The sequence below is a fragment of the Streptomyces sp. NBC_00576 genome, assembly GCF_036345175.1.
Classification (GTDB): Bacteria; Actinomycetota; Actinomycetes; order Streptomycetales; family Streptomycetaceae; genus Streptomyces.
Genome location: NZ_CP107780.1, coordinates 8,085,243 through 8,101,911 on the forward strand (window position 1 = coordinate 8,085,243; position 16,669 = coordinate 8,101,911).

Annotated in this window: 20 protein-coding genes and 1 pseudogene; 6 read left to right on the forward strand and 15 right to left on the reverse strand. The window is 67.9% G+C overall.

Features of this window, described 5'->3' with window-relative positions; translation table 11 throughout:
- Nucleotides 1-3: 3 nt before the first annotated feature.
- Complete coding sequence (locus OG734_RS35180; protein WP_330291454.1) at nt 4-639, forward strand: DsbA family oxidoreductase; 636 nt, start codon at nt 4-6, stop codon at nt 637-639.
- A gap of 263 nt (nt 640-902) precedes the next feature.
- Here OG734_RS35180 and OG734_RS35185 read toward each other — a convergent pair whose 3' ends face one another.
- A complete protein-coding gene (locus tag OG734_RS35185; protein WP_330291455.1) occupies nt 903-1,463 on the reverse strand; it encodes an NADPH-dependent FMN reductase in 561 nt (186 codons plus the stop codon).
- 158 nt (nt 1,464-1,621) lie between these two features.
- Here OG734_RS35185 and OG734_RS35190 point away from each other — a divergent pair, with 158 nt between their 5' ends.
- Nucleotides 1,622-2,608 (forward strand): AraC family transcriptional regulator, encoded by a 987-nt coding sequence (locus tag OG734_RS35190; protein ID WP_330291456.1) that lies wholly within the window; start codon nt 1,622-1,624, stop codon nt 2,606-2,608.
- Between the two features lie 41 nt (nt 2,609-2,649).
- On the opposite strand, the gene OG734_RS35195 is transcribed toward OG734_RS35190, so the two are convergent.
- Both OG734_RS35195 and OG734_RS35200 read right to left on the reverse strand, forming a co-directional pair.
- A complete protein-coding gene (locus OG734_RS35195) occupies nt 2,650-2,793 on the reverse strand; it encodes a hypothetical protein (protein WP_330291457.1) in 144 nt (47 codons plus the stop codon).
- A 166-nt stretch (nt 2,794-2,959) separates the two neighbouring features.
- The gene (locus OG734_RS35200; protein ID WP_330291458.1) at nt 2,960-3,334 is read right to left on the reverse strand and encodes a cupin domain-containing protein; all 375 of its coding nucleotides are present in this window, start codon (nt 3,332-3,334) and stop codon (nt 2,960-2,962) included.
- Between the two features lie 70 nt (nt 3,335-3,404).
- Between OG734_RS35200 and OG734_RS35205 the strand changes: the two genes are divergently transcribed.
- Nucleotides 3,405-3,845 carry a MarR family winged helix-turn-helix transcriptional regulator gene (locus tag OG734_RS35205; RefSeq protein ID WP_330291459.1) on the forward strand — a complete coding sequence of 147 codons (441 nt, stop codon included), beginning with the start codon at nt 3,405-3,407 and terminating at the stop codon, nt 3,843-3,845.
- A gap of 466 nt (nt 3,846-4,311) precedes the next feature.
- On the opposite strand, the gene OG734_RS35210 is transcribed toward OG734_RS35205, so the two are convergent.
- The 6 genes from OG734_RS35210 to OG734_RS35235 all read right to left on the reverse strand — a co-directional run bounded on the left by OG734_RS35210 (nt 4,312) and on the right by OG734_RS35235 (nt 9,000).
- Entirely contained in the window at nt 4,312-4,881 is a 570-nt protein-coding gene (locus tag OG734_RS35210; protein ID WP_330291460.1) for a Fic/DOC family protein, read from the reverse strand.
- A complete protein-coding gene (locus tag OG734_RS35215; RefSeq protein ID WP_330291461.1) occupies nt 4,878-5,228 on the reverse strand; it encodes a type II toxin-antitoxin system Phd/YefM family antitoxin in 351 nt (116 codons plus the stop codon). Before OG734_RS35215 ends, OG734_RS35210 begins: the two co-directional genes overlap by 4 nt.
- A gap of 324 nt (nt 5,229-5,552) precedes the next feature.
- A complete protein-coding gene (locus OG734_RS35220) occupies nt 5,553-5,762 on the reverse strand; it encodes a hypothetical protein (protein WP_330291462.1) in 210 nt (69 codons plus the stop codon).
- A gap of 177 nt (nt 5,763-5,939) precedes the next feature.
- A complete protein-coding gene (locus tag OG734_RS35225; RefSeq protein ID WP_330291463.1) occupies nt 5,940-6,335 on the reverse strand; it encodes a hypothetical protein in 396 nt (131 codons plus the stop codon).
- 147 nt (nt 6,336-6,482) lie between these two features.
- Entirely contained in the window at nt 6,483-8,654 is a 2,172-nt protein-coding gene (locus OG734_RS35230) for an FG-GAP repeat domain-containing protein (protein WP_330291464.1), read from the reverse strand.
- Between the two features lies 1 nt (nt 8,655).
- Nucleotides 8,656-9,000, reverse strand: coding sequence for a hypothetical protein (locus OG734_RS35235; RefSeq protein WP_330291465.1), 345 nt, complete (start codon nt 8,998-9,000; stop codon nt 8,656-8,658).
- A 1,214-nt stretch (nt 9,001-10,214) separates the two neighbouring features.
- Between OG734_RS35235 and OG734_RS35240 the strand changes: the two genes are divergently transcribed.
- Entirely contained in the window at nt 10,215-11,870 is a 1,656-nt protein-coding gene (locus OG734_RS35240; RefSeq protein WP_330291466.1) for a serine/threonine-protein kinase, read from the forward strand.
- Between the two features lie 111 nt (nt 11,871-11,981).
- Here the strand turns inward: OG734_RS35240 and OG734_RS35245 are convergent.
- From OG734_RS35245 to OG734_RS35255, 3 genes and pseudogenes are all read right to left on the reverse strand, one after another.
- Nucleotides 11,982-12,050: pseudogene (locus OG734_RS35245) on the reverse strand (adenylyl cyclase); the annotation flags it as partial.
- Between the two features lie 311 nt (nt 12,051-12,361).
- Entirely contained in the window at nt 12,362-12,790 is a 429-nt protein-coding gene (locus OG734_RS35250; protein ID WP_330291467.1) for a PIN domain-containing protein, read from the reverse strand.
- Entirely contained in the window at nt 12,787-13,038 is a 252-nt protein-coding gene (locus tag OG734_RS35255; protein WP_330291468.1) for a type II toxin-antitoxin system Phd/YefM family antitoxin, read from the reverse strand. The genes OG734_RS35250 and OG734_RS35255 overlap by 4 nt, the downstream gene beginning before the upstream one ends.
- 83 nt (nt 13,039-13,121) lie before the next feature.
- On the opposite strand from OG734_RS35255, the gene OG734_RS35260 reads away from it, so the two are divergent.
- Together OG734_RS35260 and OG734_RS35265 are read left to right on the forward strand one after the other, a co-directional pair.
- Nucleotides 13,122-14,303, forward strand: coding sequence for an ImmA/IrrE family metallo-endopeptidase (locus OG734_RS35260; protein WP_330291469.1), 1,182 nt, complete (start codon nt 13,122-13,124; stop codon nt 14,301-14,303).
- Nucleotides 14,300-14,845, forward strand: a complete 546-nt coding sequence (locus OG734_RS35265; protein ID WP_330291470.1) for a hypothetical protein — start codon at nt 14,300-14,302, stop codon at nt 14,843-14,845. The genes OG734_RS35260 and OG734_RS35265 overlap by 4 nt, the downstream gene beginning before the upstream one ends.
- A gap of 281 nt (nt 14,846-15,126) precedes the next feature.
- On the opposite strand, the gene OG734_RS35270 is transcribed toward OG734_RS35265, so the two are convergent.
- The 3 genes from OG734_RS35270 to OG734_RS48125 form a co-directional block, all read right to left on the reverse strand.
- On the reverse strand, nt 15,127-15,795 hold the full coding sequence (locus OG734_RS35270; RefSeq protein ID WP_330291471.1) for a nucleotidyl transferase AbiEii/AbiGii toxin family protein: 669 nt from the start codon (nt 15,793-15,795) through the stop codon (nt 15,127-15,129).
- 5 nt (nt 15,796-15,800) lie between these two features.
- A complete protein-coding gene (locus OG734_RS35275; protein ID WP_330291472.1) occupies nt 15,801-16,193 on the reverse strand; it encodes a hypothetical protein in 393 nt (130 codons plus the stop codon).
- Between the two features lie 292 nt (nt 16,194-16,485).
- Nucleotides 16,486-16,659 carry a hypothetical protein gene (locus OG734_RS48125; RefSeq protein WP_443064979.1) on the reverse strand — a complete coding sequence of 58 codons (174 nt, stop codon included), beginning with the start codon at nt 16,657-16,659 and terminating at the stop codon, nt 16,486-16,488.
- Between the last annotated feature and the right edge of the window lie 10 nt (nt 16,660-16,669).

Here is a 16,669-nt window from a genome sequence, read left to right on the forward strand (position 1 = left end):
ACCATGGAATTGACTGCCCGGACGCCACGCCGAGTCGAGTTCGTACTCGATCTCATCTGCGTCCACTCGTACATTGCCTTAACCCGCTGGTCCCGTGCGGCGAAGCGGTTCCGCGACTCCGGGGCGGAGGTCGAGGTCGTCTTCCGCCCTTTCCAGCTCGCGCCTGAGACCCCGTCCACCGGCAGGCCGCTCTTCGAGGTCCACAAGGAGGCCTTCGGCGAGGAGAAGGCCCGAGCCATCGTCCGGGACACCGGCTTCGGTGCCGAGGACGGGCTGAGGCTGAACTTCGAACGGGCCGTGTACACCAACACGTTCGAGGCGCACCGGCTGCTCGCCGATGCGGCTGGGCAGGGCCTGGGCGAGGCCATGGCGGAGCGGCTCTTCCGCGCCTACCTGACGGATGGATCGAACATCGGTGATCCGCACACCCTCGCCCGGCTGGCCGACGAGATCGGCGTTGTACGCAGTGAGGGCGGAGGCACCGCCCTGCGCGCCGAACTGGACAGAGTGCGCACGCTCGGCATCGGCTCAGTGCCTCTCGTCCTCTTCGACGGCGGGCCGGCCCTGGGCGGAGCGCAGCCGGAGGCCGTCTATTTCCAGGCCCTCACCACGCAACCGGATCCGTCCCTCAGGGGCTGAACTCAGCCGCCCGCACAGCGGGTTGCCCGTGGCGGCGATCGGTGCTGGATCCGACGGTTCACACGCCGAGTGGTCCGGTCTCCGCCCGCCCCGTCCGGCCTTCCGCGGTCAGGAACAGCAGCCGGGCGGCGCGCTGGTCGCGCGAGATCGCGGTACTCCACAAGGGTCGGCGATTTCGCCGTCCGCCGGGGTGATACCTGCCAATGACCGACGCCTGGATGCCCCGGCAGGAACCTGCCGGGGCATCCAGGCGTCGAGCGTGGTCAGTTGTCGCGCACCGTCCGCATGGCGGTACCCCAGGAGACGACGTCGTCAAGCATCGCGATCACCGCGTCCTCCTGGTGGGGCTGCGGCTTGAGCTCCTTGAAGTCGACGAAGTCGTGGTGCATCAGCAGGGCGGCGTGATGGCGTACATCGGCGATGCCGATGGCGGCCATGGTGTTGCGCAGATGTGCAATCGCGCGGCCGGCGCCCTCCATTCCGTAGCCGACGAAGCCCGCGGACTTGTCGTTCCACTCCGAGTACAGGAAGTCGAGAGCGTTCTTCAACACTCCCGGGACACTGTGGTTGTACTCGGGCGTGACAAACACGAAGGCGTCCAGGGAGCTGACCTTCTCGGCCCAGCGACGCGTGTGCGGCTGGCTGTAACCGCCTATCAGGGCGGGCACGGGCTCGTCGAGGTGCGGCAGGTCGTAGTCCTTGAGGTCGACCAACTCGTAGTCCGCGCCGCCATGCCGCTCGGCGACGTCGAGCACCCACCGGCCCACGTCCTCCCCGACGCGTCCCGGACGGGTACTGGCGATGACAATTCCGACCTTGATCATGAATAGCCGCTCTCTGTTCGAAGTGGGAGACGGGCCCCCGGCGCCACAGAATTGCAGCGTACGTAGATCGATTGAGAGGTTCCATGCGTCACAGTCCGCCATCCATACGCGTGCGTCTCGCAGAGCTGCTGTTCTGACCGCACCGCTACACTGCTGCGATGGATCTCCTCAGCCAGGTCACCGCCGCGATGCGATCCGGTCGGCCGCGGTGGGTACGCATTGAGGCGCGTGGCGCATGGGGCCAGCGATTCCAGTCTGTCCCGGGGGCGGCGTTCCACCTGGTCCTGCAAGGCTCCGCCGTCCTGATGCCCAACGCCGACGACAAGATCCCACTCGGCGCCGGATGTATCGCTCTGCTCCCCGGCGGGGTCGAACACGGCGTGGCCGACGGCCCCGACGTACCCGCTGCGGAGAGATCGGCGGGTACGCGGCAGGAGTTCTCGGCCGAACCGCGCACTCTCGTCCTGGGAGAGAGCGCGGATGCAGGTCAGACGGCTTCCACGGTTGTGCTCAGTGGGATGTTCCCCTTCGATCGGAGTCTGTGCCACCCGTTACTCAACGACCTGCCGGAGGCCATATATCTCCCGGCGCGGCTGCAGCAGGAACCTTCCCTGAGGGCGGTCCTGGACTCGCTGTGCCATGAGTTGGAGCACCCTGACATGGGTTCCGACTTGGCGATCGGCACGTTGCTGGACACCCTGCTGGTGTACGTCCTGCGCTGGTGGTACCGAGAACACGGCGCGGGTACGGGCTGGGGTCCGGCGCTCAACGACCGGGCGATCAGCAGGGTGTTGTGCTCCATGCACAACTACCCGGGGGAACCATGGACGGTGGAGAGGCTGGGCGCGGTGGCTGACCTGTCCCGTTCCGCGTTCGCCCGCAGGTTCACCGACCTCGTCGGCCGACCGCCGCTCGGCCATCTGACCTGGGTCCGCATGAACACCGCGGCAGAGCGGCTTCGAAAGACGGAGGAGCCGCTGAGCTCGGTGGCACAACAGGTCGGATACACCTCGGAGTTCGCCTTCTCCTCCGCCTTCCGGCGCGAGTTCGGAATCGCCCCCAGCGCCTATCGCCGGCAGGAGGCCACAGCCGGCCCGAGACGCTCCCGGGCCAGGCCTGGCACGTCACCGCGGCCGGGTGGGTGACGCGGGGCTGTATCACTGACTCGAGTTGCGGGCGGGTGCGGTCAACTCGGGCAGCACAGGATCTGCTTGTCGACGTAATTCTGCGTCGCGTCGCCGGGATCGCTCAGGTCTCGCGCCACGATGTCGAAGGTCCCGTTTCCGTTGTCCAGAACCCTGACGATATGCCCGTCGGTCTGCGTGGACATCGTCCCGTCCGCCACACGTTGCCGTTGCCGACGTGACGCGAGTCCGGTATCTGGCAGCGGGCGTCCCGGGCCCCGACACGGTGTAGGCGTCCTTGCCGTAGGCCCAGGTGCCGCGGCTCATCCGCCGCCTGACCCAATCCGGCGAACCTACGCGGTCACCAGCACGCTAGTGAGCCCAGGGCGGTGTGATGGTGTTGCCGTCAGCCAGTTTGGCGGTGAGCCCGACACGTGTGGTGACCCACATGTGGGCGGGCTGGTCGGTGCTGTTGGCGACCGCCAGTTCGGAGCCGGCAGGTGCCACTGCCGCGTCACCTGTGCGGAGTTCGGCGCTCTCACCGTCGATGGTGAGTCGGAGACGACCGGAGAGGATGTAGAAGGTCTCCTCGTCGCTGATCGTGTGGGTCGGCCCCACCATTGCGGCCGGAATCTCGACGCGCCAGGCGGCGAGGTCCCGGCTGCCGGTGTCCGGACGGACGTAGGAAACGAAACGGCCACCGTGAATCTCGTGTACGACGGCCTCGGCACTGCGAATGAACGGCATACTGCGGCCTCCATCTAGACAGGTTCCTTGTCTAGATAGACAAGCTGCTTGACGAGTTATAGTCAAGCCCATGGACGACGCCCTGGTTTTCTCCGCACTCGTGCTGGCACTCTCCGGACAGCTGGTGCAGGAAATCCACACCAGCGTGTCCCAGCAGGGATTCGAGGACCTACGGCCTGCACACGGCTTCGCCTTCGCCCGGATCTCGGTGGGTGGCGCCACCACGGCCGACCTGGCCGAGCACCTGGGGGTGACCAAGCAGGCCGCCGCCCAGCTGGTCGAGGAGCTGGTCCGAAAGGGGTACGTGGAGCGGCATCCACACCCGCACGATGCCCGCGCCCGCCTCCTGGGGCTGACCGAGACCGGCTGGGCCGCCACGCGCGCCGCCGACCAGGCGGCCCGGGCTGCCGTCGCACCGTGGCGAGAAGTACTGGGCGAGGCGCGCTTCAGCGAACTCGTCGCCGACCTGACACTCCTTGCACCGCCGGGACCGATCCGCCCTGCCTGGTGAGCCGATGGCCCACCGCTCAACCGCGTACGACATCCTCGCCCCCTTGAGCGAGGAGACAAAACGCCGTCTTCCACACGGCACTGCTGGACGAGCTGCCCCACAACCTCAAGGCACCCCCAGCCGGACAGGCTGAATGACCGGTCCGTACTGAACGTCCTCGGCGCGGTCCGGCGACGCGTGAGGGCGCTGGGAGGGCGGGGAGTACCGTCCGATGCGAGCGCCACGCGTCTCGCGCAGCATGTAGCGCCGTACGGGCCCCCGCCTCCAGCAACTCGCTCCGCCGTCGCGACCTTTCGGCCTGCGTCGGCTTCTCTGTGAGCATGAACCAGGGCTCGTGCTCGGCGAGGAGCGGGTTCTCCTCCCAGCGCGGCCTGACTCACGGCGGATTCCCCACCTGAAGATCTCTGGCTGTTCCCAAGGGGCGACGCCCTGTTCCGGGCTTCCTTGCTGGCCGGAGTGAGGGGCGTCAACTCGTGGTGACCAGCTCGTCGAGTAGCTGCTCCAACAGATTGTTGTCACCGAGGAAGCTCTTCACCGAGGCGTCCTCGTTGCGTTGAGGGTCCATGCCCGACCAGTTCAGGGCGTATCCCGCGTCGGCGCTCAGCTGGGCCAGGAACGCCCGCTGGGCACGGCCGTTGCCCTCGCGGAACGGGTGGAGGACGTTCAGGTCGCCGTGCAACGTGGCCAGTTGGATGACGAATTCCTGCCGGGGGAGATCCCGAAGATGACCGGATGAGGCGAGACGGCCGAATACCTCTCCGGCGTAGGACATCAGGTTTCTCGCCGGGCAGAACGGTGTGCGCTTGGCGATGTTCACGGTGCGTAACTCGCCTGCCCACGGATAGATGTCACCGAAGATCGCGGCGTGGAACGCTTGGAGATGGCCGAGGTCGTACGTGCCGGGTAGGGGGCGTTCGGCGAGCATGACGAGGCGCGCCCGGGTGATGTCCGCCTCCGCTGCCGCGAGCAGCTGATGGTCGGTGATGCCGAGCTTGTTGCGCAGCACGCCGTTGGGCATGGCGTACGGATCGTTCACCCTGCCCGTCGCTCCGAAGTCTGTCGGTGGCGGGCGATCGCGCGGGCGACAAGGGTGTCCACGTCGAGGTCGCCCTTCACGTATGCCTCGGTGTCGCGGTCTGAGGCCTTGGAGGCCTGGAGCCCCTCGGCCTCGATGGAGCCGGTGGCCGAGGCGACGGCCGCACGTCGTGCCGCTCGGCCGCTCAGTGCCTCGAAGGCCTCGACGGACAGGAGGACGCCCTGGGGCTTGCGGTGGGCGCCGATCAGGACCGGGTCGGCATCCGCGCCGGACTCCGACAGGTCAGCCAGGATCCGCGACAGTCCCGCGCGTGCGTCGCTGACGGTCACGACCTCAGGGATCTCCATGCTGTCACCGTACCCATAGAGAGGCTTGATTCTGTACAGATTCTAGTACGGATTCCGGTGAGTGTCCCGTCCCGGGCGGGGTTGAACCGGACCACCGGCACATCGCGCCGGTTGGACGAGAACGACGAAGCCCCCATCTGGACCGCTCCGACGTGCGGCGCCTCCTTGCGTAGCCATCAAGGTAGCCACGGAAACGCCTTCCCAGCACGTTTGTGCAGGTCATAGCGTTGCAGTGATTCTCCCCGGCGTACAGCCCGACTCGTCTGCCCCTGGAGGACCAAGCCTGCTGACCGGTGAAATCGCAGGTCAGGGGGCTTTTGAGGGTCACATCATGTGCACCTCGACATCGAACCCTTCCGTGAGCGCGTCATTCAAATGCCCGGCGTGGGCACCGAAGAACTGACTCGCGTTGCTGGCAGGTGCGGTCAACTCGATCAGCACATAGTCGGGTGCATCGTCGGTCGACCCGCCACAGATGCAGCATCTCAGCCGCTCGGTCACCACGCCGGTCCACGTTGATCGCTCGTCGCTCACGACCACTTCCCATCTCGGATCTTCTTGGCGACGTAATTCTGCGTCGCATCCTTGATGGCGGTGTTGTGCCCCCACTGGGATCCCGGCCGCGAACCGCTCGCGGTCCAAGGCCGTCATGTCAGAGGTCGTCCGGCCACAGACGGAACGTGTGGTCTCTTCCCGTCCCGGACAAGCGCTTCAATGCTGCGGAGGATCGAAGGAGTCGATGTCGGGCAGGCGATGGGGATGGTAGGCCGCCAGCCCGGCGCCCGCGAGCCACCAGCCGCGGTACACCAGAGCCCGGCACAGGCGCTCGTCGAACTGGTCGAAGACGGTCGGTACCAGCGACAGGTCATCTCCGCCGTAGGTCCGGTCTTCGGCGAAGGCCTCCCGCCACTGGTCCAGCCGGCTGGAAGCCTGGTCGGGGAAGTCGGTGGCCAGGCCCACGAGGACTCCTCTACGGGTACCCGGTGGCAGTGCCGCGTCGGGGCCCGCGGCTTGACCGCGTTGGAAGCGCTCGACGATCGACCGGGTGCGCAGGGCCGTACTCTGGCGGTACAGAAGGGAGTTGGCGCGTGCGAGGTCGCGGATCACCGGGACACCGCCGTACACCCCCGGGCGCAGCAGGCCGCCGGCCGCCTTCAGGTCTGTACGAGTGAGCCTCAGGCGCCGCGCTGCGCCTGAGGCTCACTCCTTTCCCCGAGGCCTTCGACGACGGTAACGATCTACCGGTCCGGGATCCTAGGTGCGGTTGACCCACACGCCGGCTTCGCCGAATCCGAGGACGTCGGCTTTTCCGTCACCGGTGATGTTGGCGACGAACCGAGGGTGCTTCTCGACGCGCCAGCCCCCGGCGTCGTAGCCGAAGTTCTTTATCACCAGTCTGGGCGGGTCGAATGTTCCGCCGCCGAGCGACCTGGACACCCACATGCCGGCGTCGCCGAAGCCGATGACGTCTGCGCGTCCGTCGCCCGTGGTGTCGGCGAGGAGGCGGGGGTGCTTCTCGATGCGCCAGCCTCCGGCGTTGTAGCCGAAGTTGTTGATGGCGAGGGTCATGGGCTGGAAGGTGCCGTCGCCGTTGGAGAGGGCGACCCACATGCCGGCGTCGCCGAAGCCGATGACGTCTGCGCGTCCGTCGCCGGTGACGTCGGCGAGGAGTCGGGGGTGTTTTTCGACGCGCCAGCCTCCGGCGTTGTAGCCGAAGTTGTTGATGGCGAGGGTCATGGGCTGGAAGGTGCCGTCGCCGTTGGAGAGGGCGACCCACATGCCGGCGTCGCCGAAGCCGATGACGTCTGCGCGTCCGTCGCCGGTGACGTCGGCGAGGAGTCGGGGGTGTTTTTCGACGCGCCAGCCTCCGGCGTTGTAGCCGAAGTTGTTGATGGCGAGGGTCATGGGCTGGAAGGTGCCGTCGCCGTTGGAGAGGGCGACCCACATGCCGGCGTCGCCGAAGCCGATGACGTCTGCGCGTCCGTCGCCGGTGACGTCGGCGAGGAGTCGGGGGTGTTTTTCGACGCGCCAGCCTCCGGCGTTGTAGCCGAAGTTGTTGATGGCGAGGGTCATGGGCTGGAAGGTGCCGTCGCCGTTGGAGAGGGCGACCCACATGCCGGCGTCGCCGAAGCCGATGACGTCTGCGCGTCCGTCGCCGGTGACGTCGGCCAGGAAGCGGGGGTGCTTGTCGACGCGCCAGCCCCCGGCCTCGTAGCCGAAGTTGTTGATGGCCAACCGTGGTGTCTCGAAGCGGCCGTCCGAGTGCCCCAGAGACACGTATGCGCCCGCGTCCCCGAAGCCGACGATGTCCAGCCTCTTGTCGGCCGTGATGTCGGCCAGGAAGCGGGGGTGCTTCTCGACGCGCCAACCACCGGCCGAATAAGCATAGTTGCGGACGAGTAGCTGTGGTGCCCAGCCCAGGTGGCCCGGGGTGTACTCGCACATCTCGAAGGTGTTGGCCTTCATGAGACAGGCGACGCCGCCGCCTCCCGCGCAGTTCTCGCAGTTGCCGTTGACCAGCCCGAACCTTCCCCATGCGCCGCCGCAGTCGCACTTGCTCTCGGCGTACTCGTCGGGGCAGCCGAAGATGTGCCCCGTCTCGTGGGCGAAGACCCGGTCGATGTTGTCAGGCCCCCAGCCGTCGTTGGCGTACTGCATGACCACCCGGGGGCCGCCGATGCTCGCGTACGCGAAGTGCTGGAGCGGGTACTTGGTGAAGAACCCGCAGTAGGTCCAGCGGGTGCCGAAGCGGCCCCGCAGGTCCTCGACGTACGCGCCCACACCGGCCCAGTCGGCGCTGTATCCGATCGCGGCCATCGCGGGGTCGCGCCAGAGAGCCTCCAGGTCGGCGGCAGCCGGGTTCGCGGGGACCGACACGGCCACGTTCTGGATGTCGTAGGAGAAGCTGATTCCGGCGACGGGGTTGGTCGTGGGGTAGAAACTGAGCCCGTTCTGCACCTCCGCGACGACCTTGAGTATCTCGTCGTTGGAGAACTGCAGGTCGGGGGTCGGACCCTGCACGATGACGATGCCGACTGCGACCGTCCCCTCTAAGTAGGCGCTGGTCGGCGCCGCAGCGGCCGCGCCCGCGGTCCTGGCCGAGGGCGGGGTCACGATCGTGGTGCAGTCGGGCATGTCCCAGGCCTCGGTGTCCCGCGGCCGCCGGGCCTTCACCTCGCGGTACGCGGCGGATTCACGCAGCCGCAGTGCGGCGAGTCCCAGTTGCTCCAGTTCGGTGAGGCCGTCGGTGCCGCCGGGCTCGGGACCGGGCACCGCTGTGGTGGGCCGGTCCGGCACGGCGACGACGCTGACCCTGCCGTACCGGTGAATCGTGTGCCCCGCCCCGGGCCAGGACGGAGCGGCGCCCCGCTGATCCGCGTCCGCTCCGAGCACGGCCCGTTCGTTGATGCTGATGTCGCCTGCCATCTCACACTCCGTTTGGTTTCTGGTCGGGCGGCCGGAATTCCGGGTCACCCCAGTTCCGACCGTCACCCCGTCTCGGTGATTTCCTGGTCAGCCCCGACTTCCAGGCCTCGATGAACAGGAGCGCGCCCTCGTCGAGCCGATGCACGATGGCGTCATCGCCCATGCTCGTGATCTCTCCTCGCGGTGAACGAGCGATGGCAAGACGGCCGCCTCCGGACAGTTCCCGAAGGCTCTCCGCGCTCGCGCGAAACACTGTGATCCACGGTGGTACCCGCGCCACCACCGGCCACCGGACCTCCCCCGCGCCGCCGTCGTCGCCGACGACGAGGATCTCCGTGCTTTCCATGACCGCCCCCTTCAGTCCGGGTGGGAGGCCGGACGTGCGTACAACGACGCAGTGGTCGCTCCGTCTACCGGGCGTTTCGCCGCACAGGCCCGATCCCTCGATGGGCGGGAATCGAGTGCCGGTCCCGTTCGTGTCGTTGCGGGCGGCGTTTCCCGGTTCGCCGATGCCGGTTGTGAACACGCAGTTGATGACACCCCGGCCGAACAACCGTGCCTCGTAGCCCCCGGCACCCGACCGGGGCAGCCAGGTGGACCTGACTGTGAAGCACGCTGCCATCCGCCTTGGCAACGACCCGGAGAGGGCTCTGAACAGCGGCGCTCCGGGGGATCGGTGCCACAGTGGACGAAGCGGGTGGTGTCACCGCGCTCATCGTCCTTGCGACCAGTCCGGTCAGTGCCACGGCGACGGTGGTCCGCCGCATCCTGCGCACTCCCGTACGGAGCGAAGGGAACAGGCGTCGAGGTGCCCGGTGAACGAAATCCGAGTGGTGCACCATGGCGGCCCCCGCTGCCTGAGCGTTTACGGGTGCAGTGCGCCCCGCTCAGGCTGGAGACTCAACTCCTGGACCATGTGACTGTCAAGAGAAAATCGGCTGAAACGCCGGAAATACGCTGGTAGTCGGTCACCAGGCAATGGATCTTCCCTACCGATGCCCACCCCGCCCCGAGTCTCGCCCAAGGCCGTTGCCGCCGCACCTGAACCGGCTGTCCACCTCCACCACCGTGCAGTCGGGGCGGCGCCGGCGACCGTTCGAGGTCAGCGGGAAGAGGAACCCGTTCCAGACCTGGAGGCCGTCGTAGACGGCGACGGTCACCAGCGCGGACGGGCCAGGGGCGCCGCGAGGAACTTGGCTTCGTACTCGTGCTTCATGATCTCTATTTTCCTTCGGTTCGATGGTTACGTCGGCGCGCGGGCAGCGAGGAACAGCAGCACCTCGGCGATATTCCGGGAGGTGACCGTCAGGGTCGCGCCCGTGCGGACGTCGAGTGTGTGGGCGAGCTCCAGGACCGTCGCCGACGTTCAGGTGCCCCGTGAGTGGCTAATGGGTCTGGGGCGGTGCCACCAAACGGTTCGGCGCGACAACACCGAGCAGTCGGCACAGCATGGAAAGAGGCGGGATCCTCGACCGCATAACGGCGGAAGTGAGGAGCTATGACGATGCGTACACCTTCCGCACGGTGCCCAGGCCTGCCCGATCATGGCTCCGGAGCACCATGAGCGGCGCCGAAGAGCGGCTGCTGGCCGGCCGGTATCTCCTCGTCGAGCAACTCGGTCACGGCGGGATGGGCACCGTGTGGCGGGCCCAGGACCAGCTGCTCAGCCGTGAGGTGGCGGTGAAGGAGCTGACGGTCAGCGGCCTGCCGCGCGAAGAGCTCTCGGTGCTGCACGCTCGTATGGAGCAGGAGGCGCGGGCGGCGGCGCGGGTCAAGCACCCGGGGGTCGTCACCGTGTTCGACGTGCTGGAAGAGGACGGCCGACCGTGGATCGTGATGGAGCTGATCGACGGCCAGTCACTCGCCGACGTCATCGCCACGGAGGGGACGCTGCTGCCACGGGACGCGGCCCGACTCGGAGCGCAGTTGCTGGCGGCGCTGGACCGGGCGCATCAGCTGGGGGTTCTCCACCGGGACGTCAAACCCGCCAATGTGCTGCTTGAGCGCGGCGGTCGGGTGGTGCTCACCGACTTCGGCATCGCCGTCATGGGGGGCTCCAGCGGCCTGACCCGCACCGGCGACGTCGTCGGTTCGCCGGACTATCTCGCCCCGGAACGCGCCACGGGTCACCGTCCGGGCCCGGAGTCCGATCTGTGGTCGCTCGGCGTGACGCTGTACGCCGCGGTGGAGGGCCAGTCACCGTTCCGCCGCACCACGACGATGAGCACCCTGCAGGCGGTGGTCGCCGAGGAGCTTCCGGAACCCCGACACGCGGGCCCGCTCGCCCCTGTCATAGAAGCGCTGCTTCGTAAGGACCCGAACGAACGGGCGACGGCTGACCAGGCCCAGCGGATGCTGGCCGACGTGGCGGCCGGGCTGCCGGTGAGCGCACCCGCGCCCGGCACAGAGGAGCACCCGCCCACGCAACTGGCACCGCCGACCCCCAGCACCGGCAAGGAGCGCTTCGCCCGGGAACCGACCCAGACGACACCGCCCACACCGGTGCCGTCATACGGCTCGGCCAACCGAGCCGAGCCCGGCCCGGCGGCCTACGACGAGAACTGGGCGCCCACCCCGCCGACCGTACGGGTACCCTCCGCCGACCACTACGCCCATCCGGGCGGCGCGGACGGCGGGGACGACGGCCGGCCCAGGCGCCGCAAGTCGCTGCTGATCGCCGGGGCGGCGCTGGCGGTGGCACTGGTGGGCGGCGGCGCCGCAGCCGTGGTGATGACCAGCCACTCGGGAGACACCCCGCAGTCCGCACCCACCACCTCGCAGAGCACGGACACTTCGCAGAGCACCGTCACCTCGGAGGCCACCGTCACCCGGACGGCCACCCAAAGCCCACCCAGCAAGGCCGACGAGCCCCCGGCACCGGCACAACCCACCCCGGCACCGACATCAGCCCCTCCGACCACCGCCGCCGCCGCGCCTGCCCAACAGGTCATCGAGAAGTACTTCGCCGCCATCAACGCCGGGGACTACGCACGCGCATGGGACCTCGGCGCGAAGAACCTGGGCGGGACCTACGACTCCTTCGTCAAGGGCCTTTCCGACACCGTCTCGGATACGGTCACGGTCGACTCCGTCTCGGGGGACACCGTGGCCATGCAACTCGACGCGTTGCAGACGGACGGAACGCATCAGCTGTTCGCCGGCACGTACACCGTTCGGGATGGCGAGATTGTCTCGGCCGACGTCGAAGAGCAGTGATGCGGCGCTGTGGAAAGGGTCGAAAAGCAAGTGGACAGCGAGTCGGTCATCCTGCATGTTTACGCAGGTGTAGAGCTGCGGCGCCGAAGGTCCCTGAAGCGTCGGGCTGTCAGCATCGGCGAAGAGAAGAGTAGGTTCGGCCAGGATGTCGCGACCGGCTTCGCTCTTGTAGATCTCGTCGGATATCAACGGGGACGGGATTCCGGATATTTAGGCTCGGTTTGCGGCTGACGGGCATATGGCCGTTTATCATCCGTCTGCTACGAACACCAACGCTCCGGTTAAGACGGTTATTGGGTCTGGGTGGAACGAGAAGTTGGGGTTTGGGTGACCTGATTTCCCTTCGGGTCTTGTAGGGGGTGAGCCCCCGGCGCTGCGCGAATCGTGCGGTGCTGGGGGCTCAGCCCTTTTCCTTACGGCTACGAGGGGTGCCGCCGTCCGCGACGGTCTGCTTCTGCTCCTCGACCGCTCGCAAGTCCAGGGCCGTCGGTTCAGAGGCCATCCGGCCACAGACGGAACGCGGTGTGCCCGGTGAGGGGGCGCACCATGCGGAAGTGGTGGCGGTCCAGGGTCAGGATCGCGTCCGTGTGGTACTTGGCCGCCATGACCACGTTCATGGTGTCCGTGAGGCCGATCTGCGGATACCGCCGCATCGTCACCAGTGCGGTCGAGAGGTGCGGCTCGATTTCGGGGACCGCGTACCGTCGGACGGCGACGCGGTCGCGGACGTGCGCCAGCGCCCCCTGAGCTGCTTCCGGGCTGATCCGCGTGCTGAGGAGGTAGTCGAGTTCCGCGAGGACCAGTGGCGTCACCACCAGGTGGGCGGCGGAGGCCACTGCTTCACGGCACTCCTTGTGCTCTGGGTCCCCGCCGTCGTAGTACGCGTACAGCCCTGAGGTGTCGGCGATCAGTACGGTCACGCGCCGAACCCCTCAAGGTAGTCGCCGCGTCCGGCCGACCAGTCCACGGTGGAGTCGCTGTGGAACACGGGAGCGTCGTCGTCCTCGCCCATGGGGTCGGTCGGATGTGCGGGTACGTCCTGGTCGCCCACCGGGGAGAGTATGGCCACCGGTCGCCCGTTCTTGGTCACCGTGATGCGCTCGCCGCGTTCTGCGGCGGCGAGGATCCTGGAGGCGTTCTGATTGAACTCGCGGGCGGTGGTTTCCATGTACTACACGGTACTACGCACCGAGCGGGGCGGGCGGAACGGCTCCTGTTGCGATTTTCGCATCTGGCTCATATGGTGAACCCATGACTGAGACTGTGACCGATCGTGTACGCAAGGTCATGGGGACGGCTCCGGTCAACCAGGCGGCGTTCGCCGAGACGATCGGCCTGACCCCCGACAAGCTGTCGAAGTCTCTCGGTGGCGTCCGCAGGTTCACCTCCCTCGACCTCGCCCGCATCGCCGAGTTCGGCAGCACCACGGTCGACTGGTTGCTGACCGGCAGAGAACCGCTGCGCCCCACCGTTGCGGCCCGCACCAGCGCACCGGCAGTCGGCGAGCATGGCCGAGGAAGACTCAACGACCTCGTCGAAAGGTTCACCACGGCACACGAGGTGATCGACCTCCTGGGCCTCTCGCCCGACCTGCCGGAGCTGCCCCCGGTCCGCACGGACCTCAAGCGATACGTCGACCAGGGCGTGGCTCTCGCGGAGGACGCACTCGCCAGACTCGCCTCCACAGGGTCCTCCACCGTCGGCGGCCTGGACACCGCGGATCTGCTCCAGGCCATGGAGCACACCTTCGGCGTCGACGTGGCGAAGATCGGTCTGCCGGAGGGAATCGACGGGGCTGCCTGGCAGGCGGACGGATTCCGGCTCATCATGATCGCCCGAACCGACGTGCCGACGCGCCAGCGCTTCACCCTCGCCCACGAACTCGGACACATCCTGGCCAGGGACGCCCAAGACCTCCTGACGGAGACGCATCTGTCCCCGGGACACCAGAAGGACCTGACGGAAGTGCGCGCCAACGTGTTCGCCGCCAACCTTCTGATGCCCCGGAGCGAGATCAGTTCAGCGGTACGCGAAGACGACCTCACGGACGAGCAACTCACCACACTGGTCGTGCACTTCCAGGTGTCACCCAGCGCACTCGCGGCACGGCTCGTTCAGTTGGGCGTCATCGCACCGGAGACGGCGAACAGACTGCGCGGCCTCACGACCCAGACCTGCCACTGGCTCACCGGACAGAGCGACCTCTTCGAGGCCAACAAGACGTGGGCACTGGCCAGACGACTGCCCTTCCGCCCCGCGCAGTTGCTGTACGAGGCATACCTCGCCGGCGACACCACCCTGCGCCCGCTGGCCGCGTACACAGGCGTGGACGTGGACGAGATCCGTGAGTTGCTCGAACCCGAACCGGTTCCACCAGAGGGCGCGACATCCACCACCGACGTGGGCGAAGGGGACCTGGTCTTCCAGCCATGACGCGCCACTGCTGGTTTCCCGACAACACCGTGCTGTGCAATTTTTCCGCCGTCGACCGTCTGAGCCTTCTGGAGAAGGTTCTCGACGGCCGCGGCCGTTGGACACAGGCCGTCGCGGCCGAGGCCGAGCAGTCGAAACGGTACTGGCCAAAGCTGAGCCAAGTACTCGCCGACGGATGGCTCGGCGAGCCAATCGAGATCGACGACCCCGCTGAAATCGTCCTGGTGGACCGTATGCGCCGCGTTGTCTTCGCGGGGTCCCCGTCCCGGCCACTGCAGCACCTGGGCGAGGCGGAGACACTGGTCGTCATCGAGCACCGCCGCGGGTTCGAAAGCTCCGTGTGGATCACTGACGACGGCGAAGCCGGCCACTATGCGCGTCGCAAGGGCATCTGCGTCAAGAACACGGTCGACCTCATGCGGGAGGCCGTCGTGGGCGGCCTCGTCATGGCGGACGACGGCCACCGCCTCCTCCTGGGAATGGAACAGGCGGGACGTCACCTGCGGGGTGTTCCGCACAGGGCGGATGACCTGTTGCGCTGAGGCGGGCCGCGGGGGTGCACGTACCGGCCGTCGCCTCGCCTCGGCCGCCTGGCGCAGCCCAGCAGACTGCCTCGGGCGCCGGAGTTCCGCGCGATCCGATCCGGCCGGCCTCAACGGGATGCGGTTGAAGCTTCGCCAGGTGCGCGCTCATGTCGCTGATCAGTTCGTCGACCTCTTCGAGGTCGAGCGTCGGGCGTCCGGGCGACTGCAGTCGCGTGAGTGAGAGTTCCTGGTTCTTGCTCTCGCAGGCAGGCCGCAGGTGCGGTCCTCCCCGGACGCGATCAGTCGACGTCCGGATCGTCGGACTCTTCGAGGAGGCGGGCCGCGAGGTCGTCGGCCCATTCCACGGCCCACGTGCGGAGAGCGGCGATTGCGGCATCGTCGAGGCCGTAGGCGGCGAAGGCTTCGTCGTCGGTCCACTCGGCGCCCGTGAGGTTCGACTGTAGATCCTCGCGCTCGAATCGCCCGCGGGCGTGGCGGCGGCCGAACTCCTCGAGTTCGGCATTGGTCCAGCGGTGGGAGGCCGCGAACACGTCGATCAGGTCGCGAGGGGCTCCGCGGTCGGCCAGGGCGCGGACTTTGGTACCGATCACGTCCTCTTCCGCGAGGACGGGCCCGTACGGGCTCTGGGCGACCGGCCGCCAGAAGATCTCCTTGAGGATGTCGACTTCGCACTCCTGCCCGGTGGCCGGGTCGGACACGGTGAAGCGGGCGGACAGCGGGGCGGTCTCCAGCGCCTGCACCTGCCAGCCCCGGGTTTCCAGGCCGGCGCGGAGCGTGGCCGCGATGTCGGCCATGGGCGCCGGGTTCTCGGTGGCGACATCCAGGTCCTGGCTGGGGCGGTTCACGAGTCGGTGCGCCCGCACGGCATACCCGCCGGTGAGAACCAGCGGATACGGGGAGCCGAGGGCGATCACATCCGCCAGGAGCCGCGCGTGCAGCTCCGGCATGTCCGTCACGCGGCTGCCCGAGTGCGGGAGGCGAGCTGGGGGAAGGAGTCCTCCCACAGAGTGCGCACGGTGCGACCGACGAGGGTGCGCAGTACTGGCCACATCTGGAGGAGCAAGTCCTGGTCGAGGTAGCGGGGCAGGTCGTCGCGCAGGCCCTCGTGCAGGACGGTGCGGTACAGGCCCATGCGCTGGCGAGGCTTGCTCATGTCGTACGAGGTCATCCCGGACCAGGCCATGTGCAGCGGCAGCTCCACGACCCCCTGGGCCGGGCCCTGCAACTCGTCCAGCGACTCCGGCAGACGCCGCCGGAACTTCTCCCGGTACAACGCGAGGTCCTCGGCTTCCGCGCCCGAGAAGTCCCTCGGTGTGGGAGCGGGGTGCTGTGGGCTGGAGGGCATGACTTCATTATGGCGGCCACGGGTGGTGGCGCGGGTCACGATGCAGCTGGTTCCGGGGGAAACGGAGACGAACCCCTGCTGGGTGAGCTGACAGGTGAGGGTGGATTGTCGGTCGTTACGCTCGTTTGACGCTCCGAGCACCCTCGCCGAGTAGCGGCAGCCCGTGATGGGGGCGGAACTGCACACCTCCCGCAAGATGACCTGCACGTAGTTCTCCGCCCCGCCCAAGGGCAAGTCGAGGAGCGAGCCGAAGAGACGTGTCGATGTCGGTTACCGCCTTCCGTAATCTCGATCACGCACGGCAGGTGGAACCTCCGTACTTCCCGTGTCCCGCCGACCGGCGTCGAGTCGCCGGTTCCTCGGAGGTCTCCGTCCAGAAACCGGCCGGCTGTCCGTGCGGCTTGCCGGGGTCGGCCAGACCCCACCACTGGGCGGTCTCGCGCCCGCCGCACCCACGTACGCGCACGAGGCGGAGT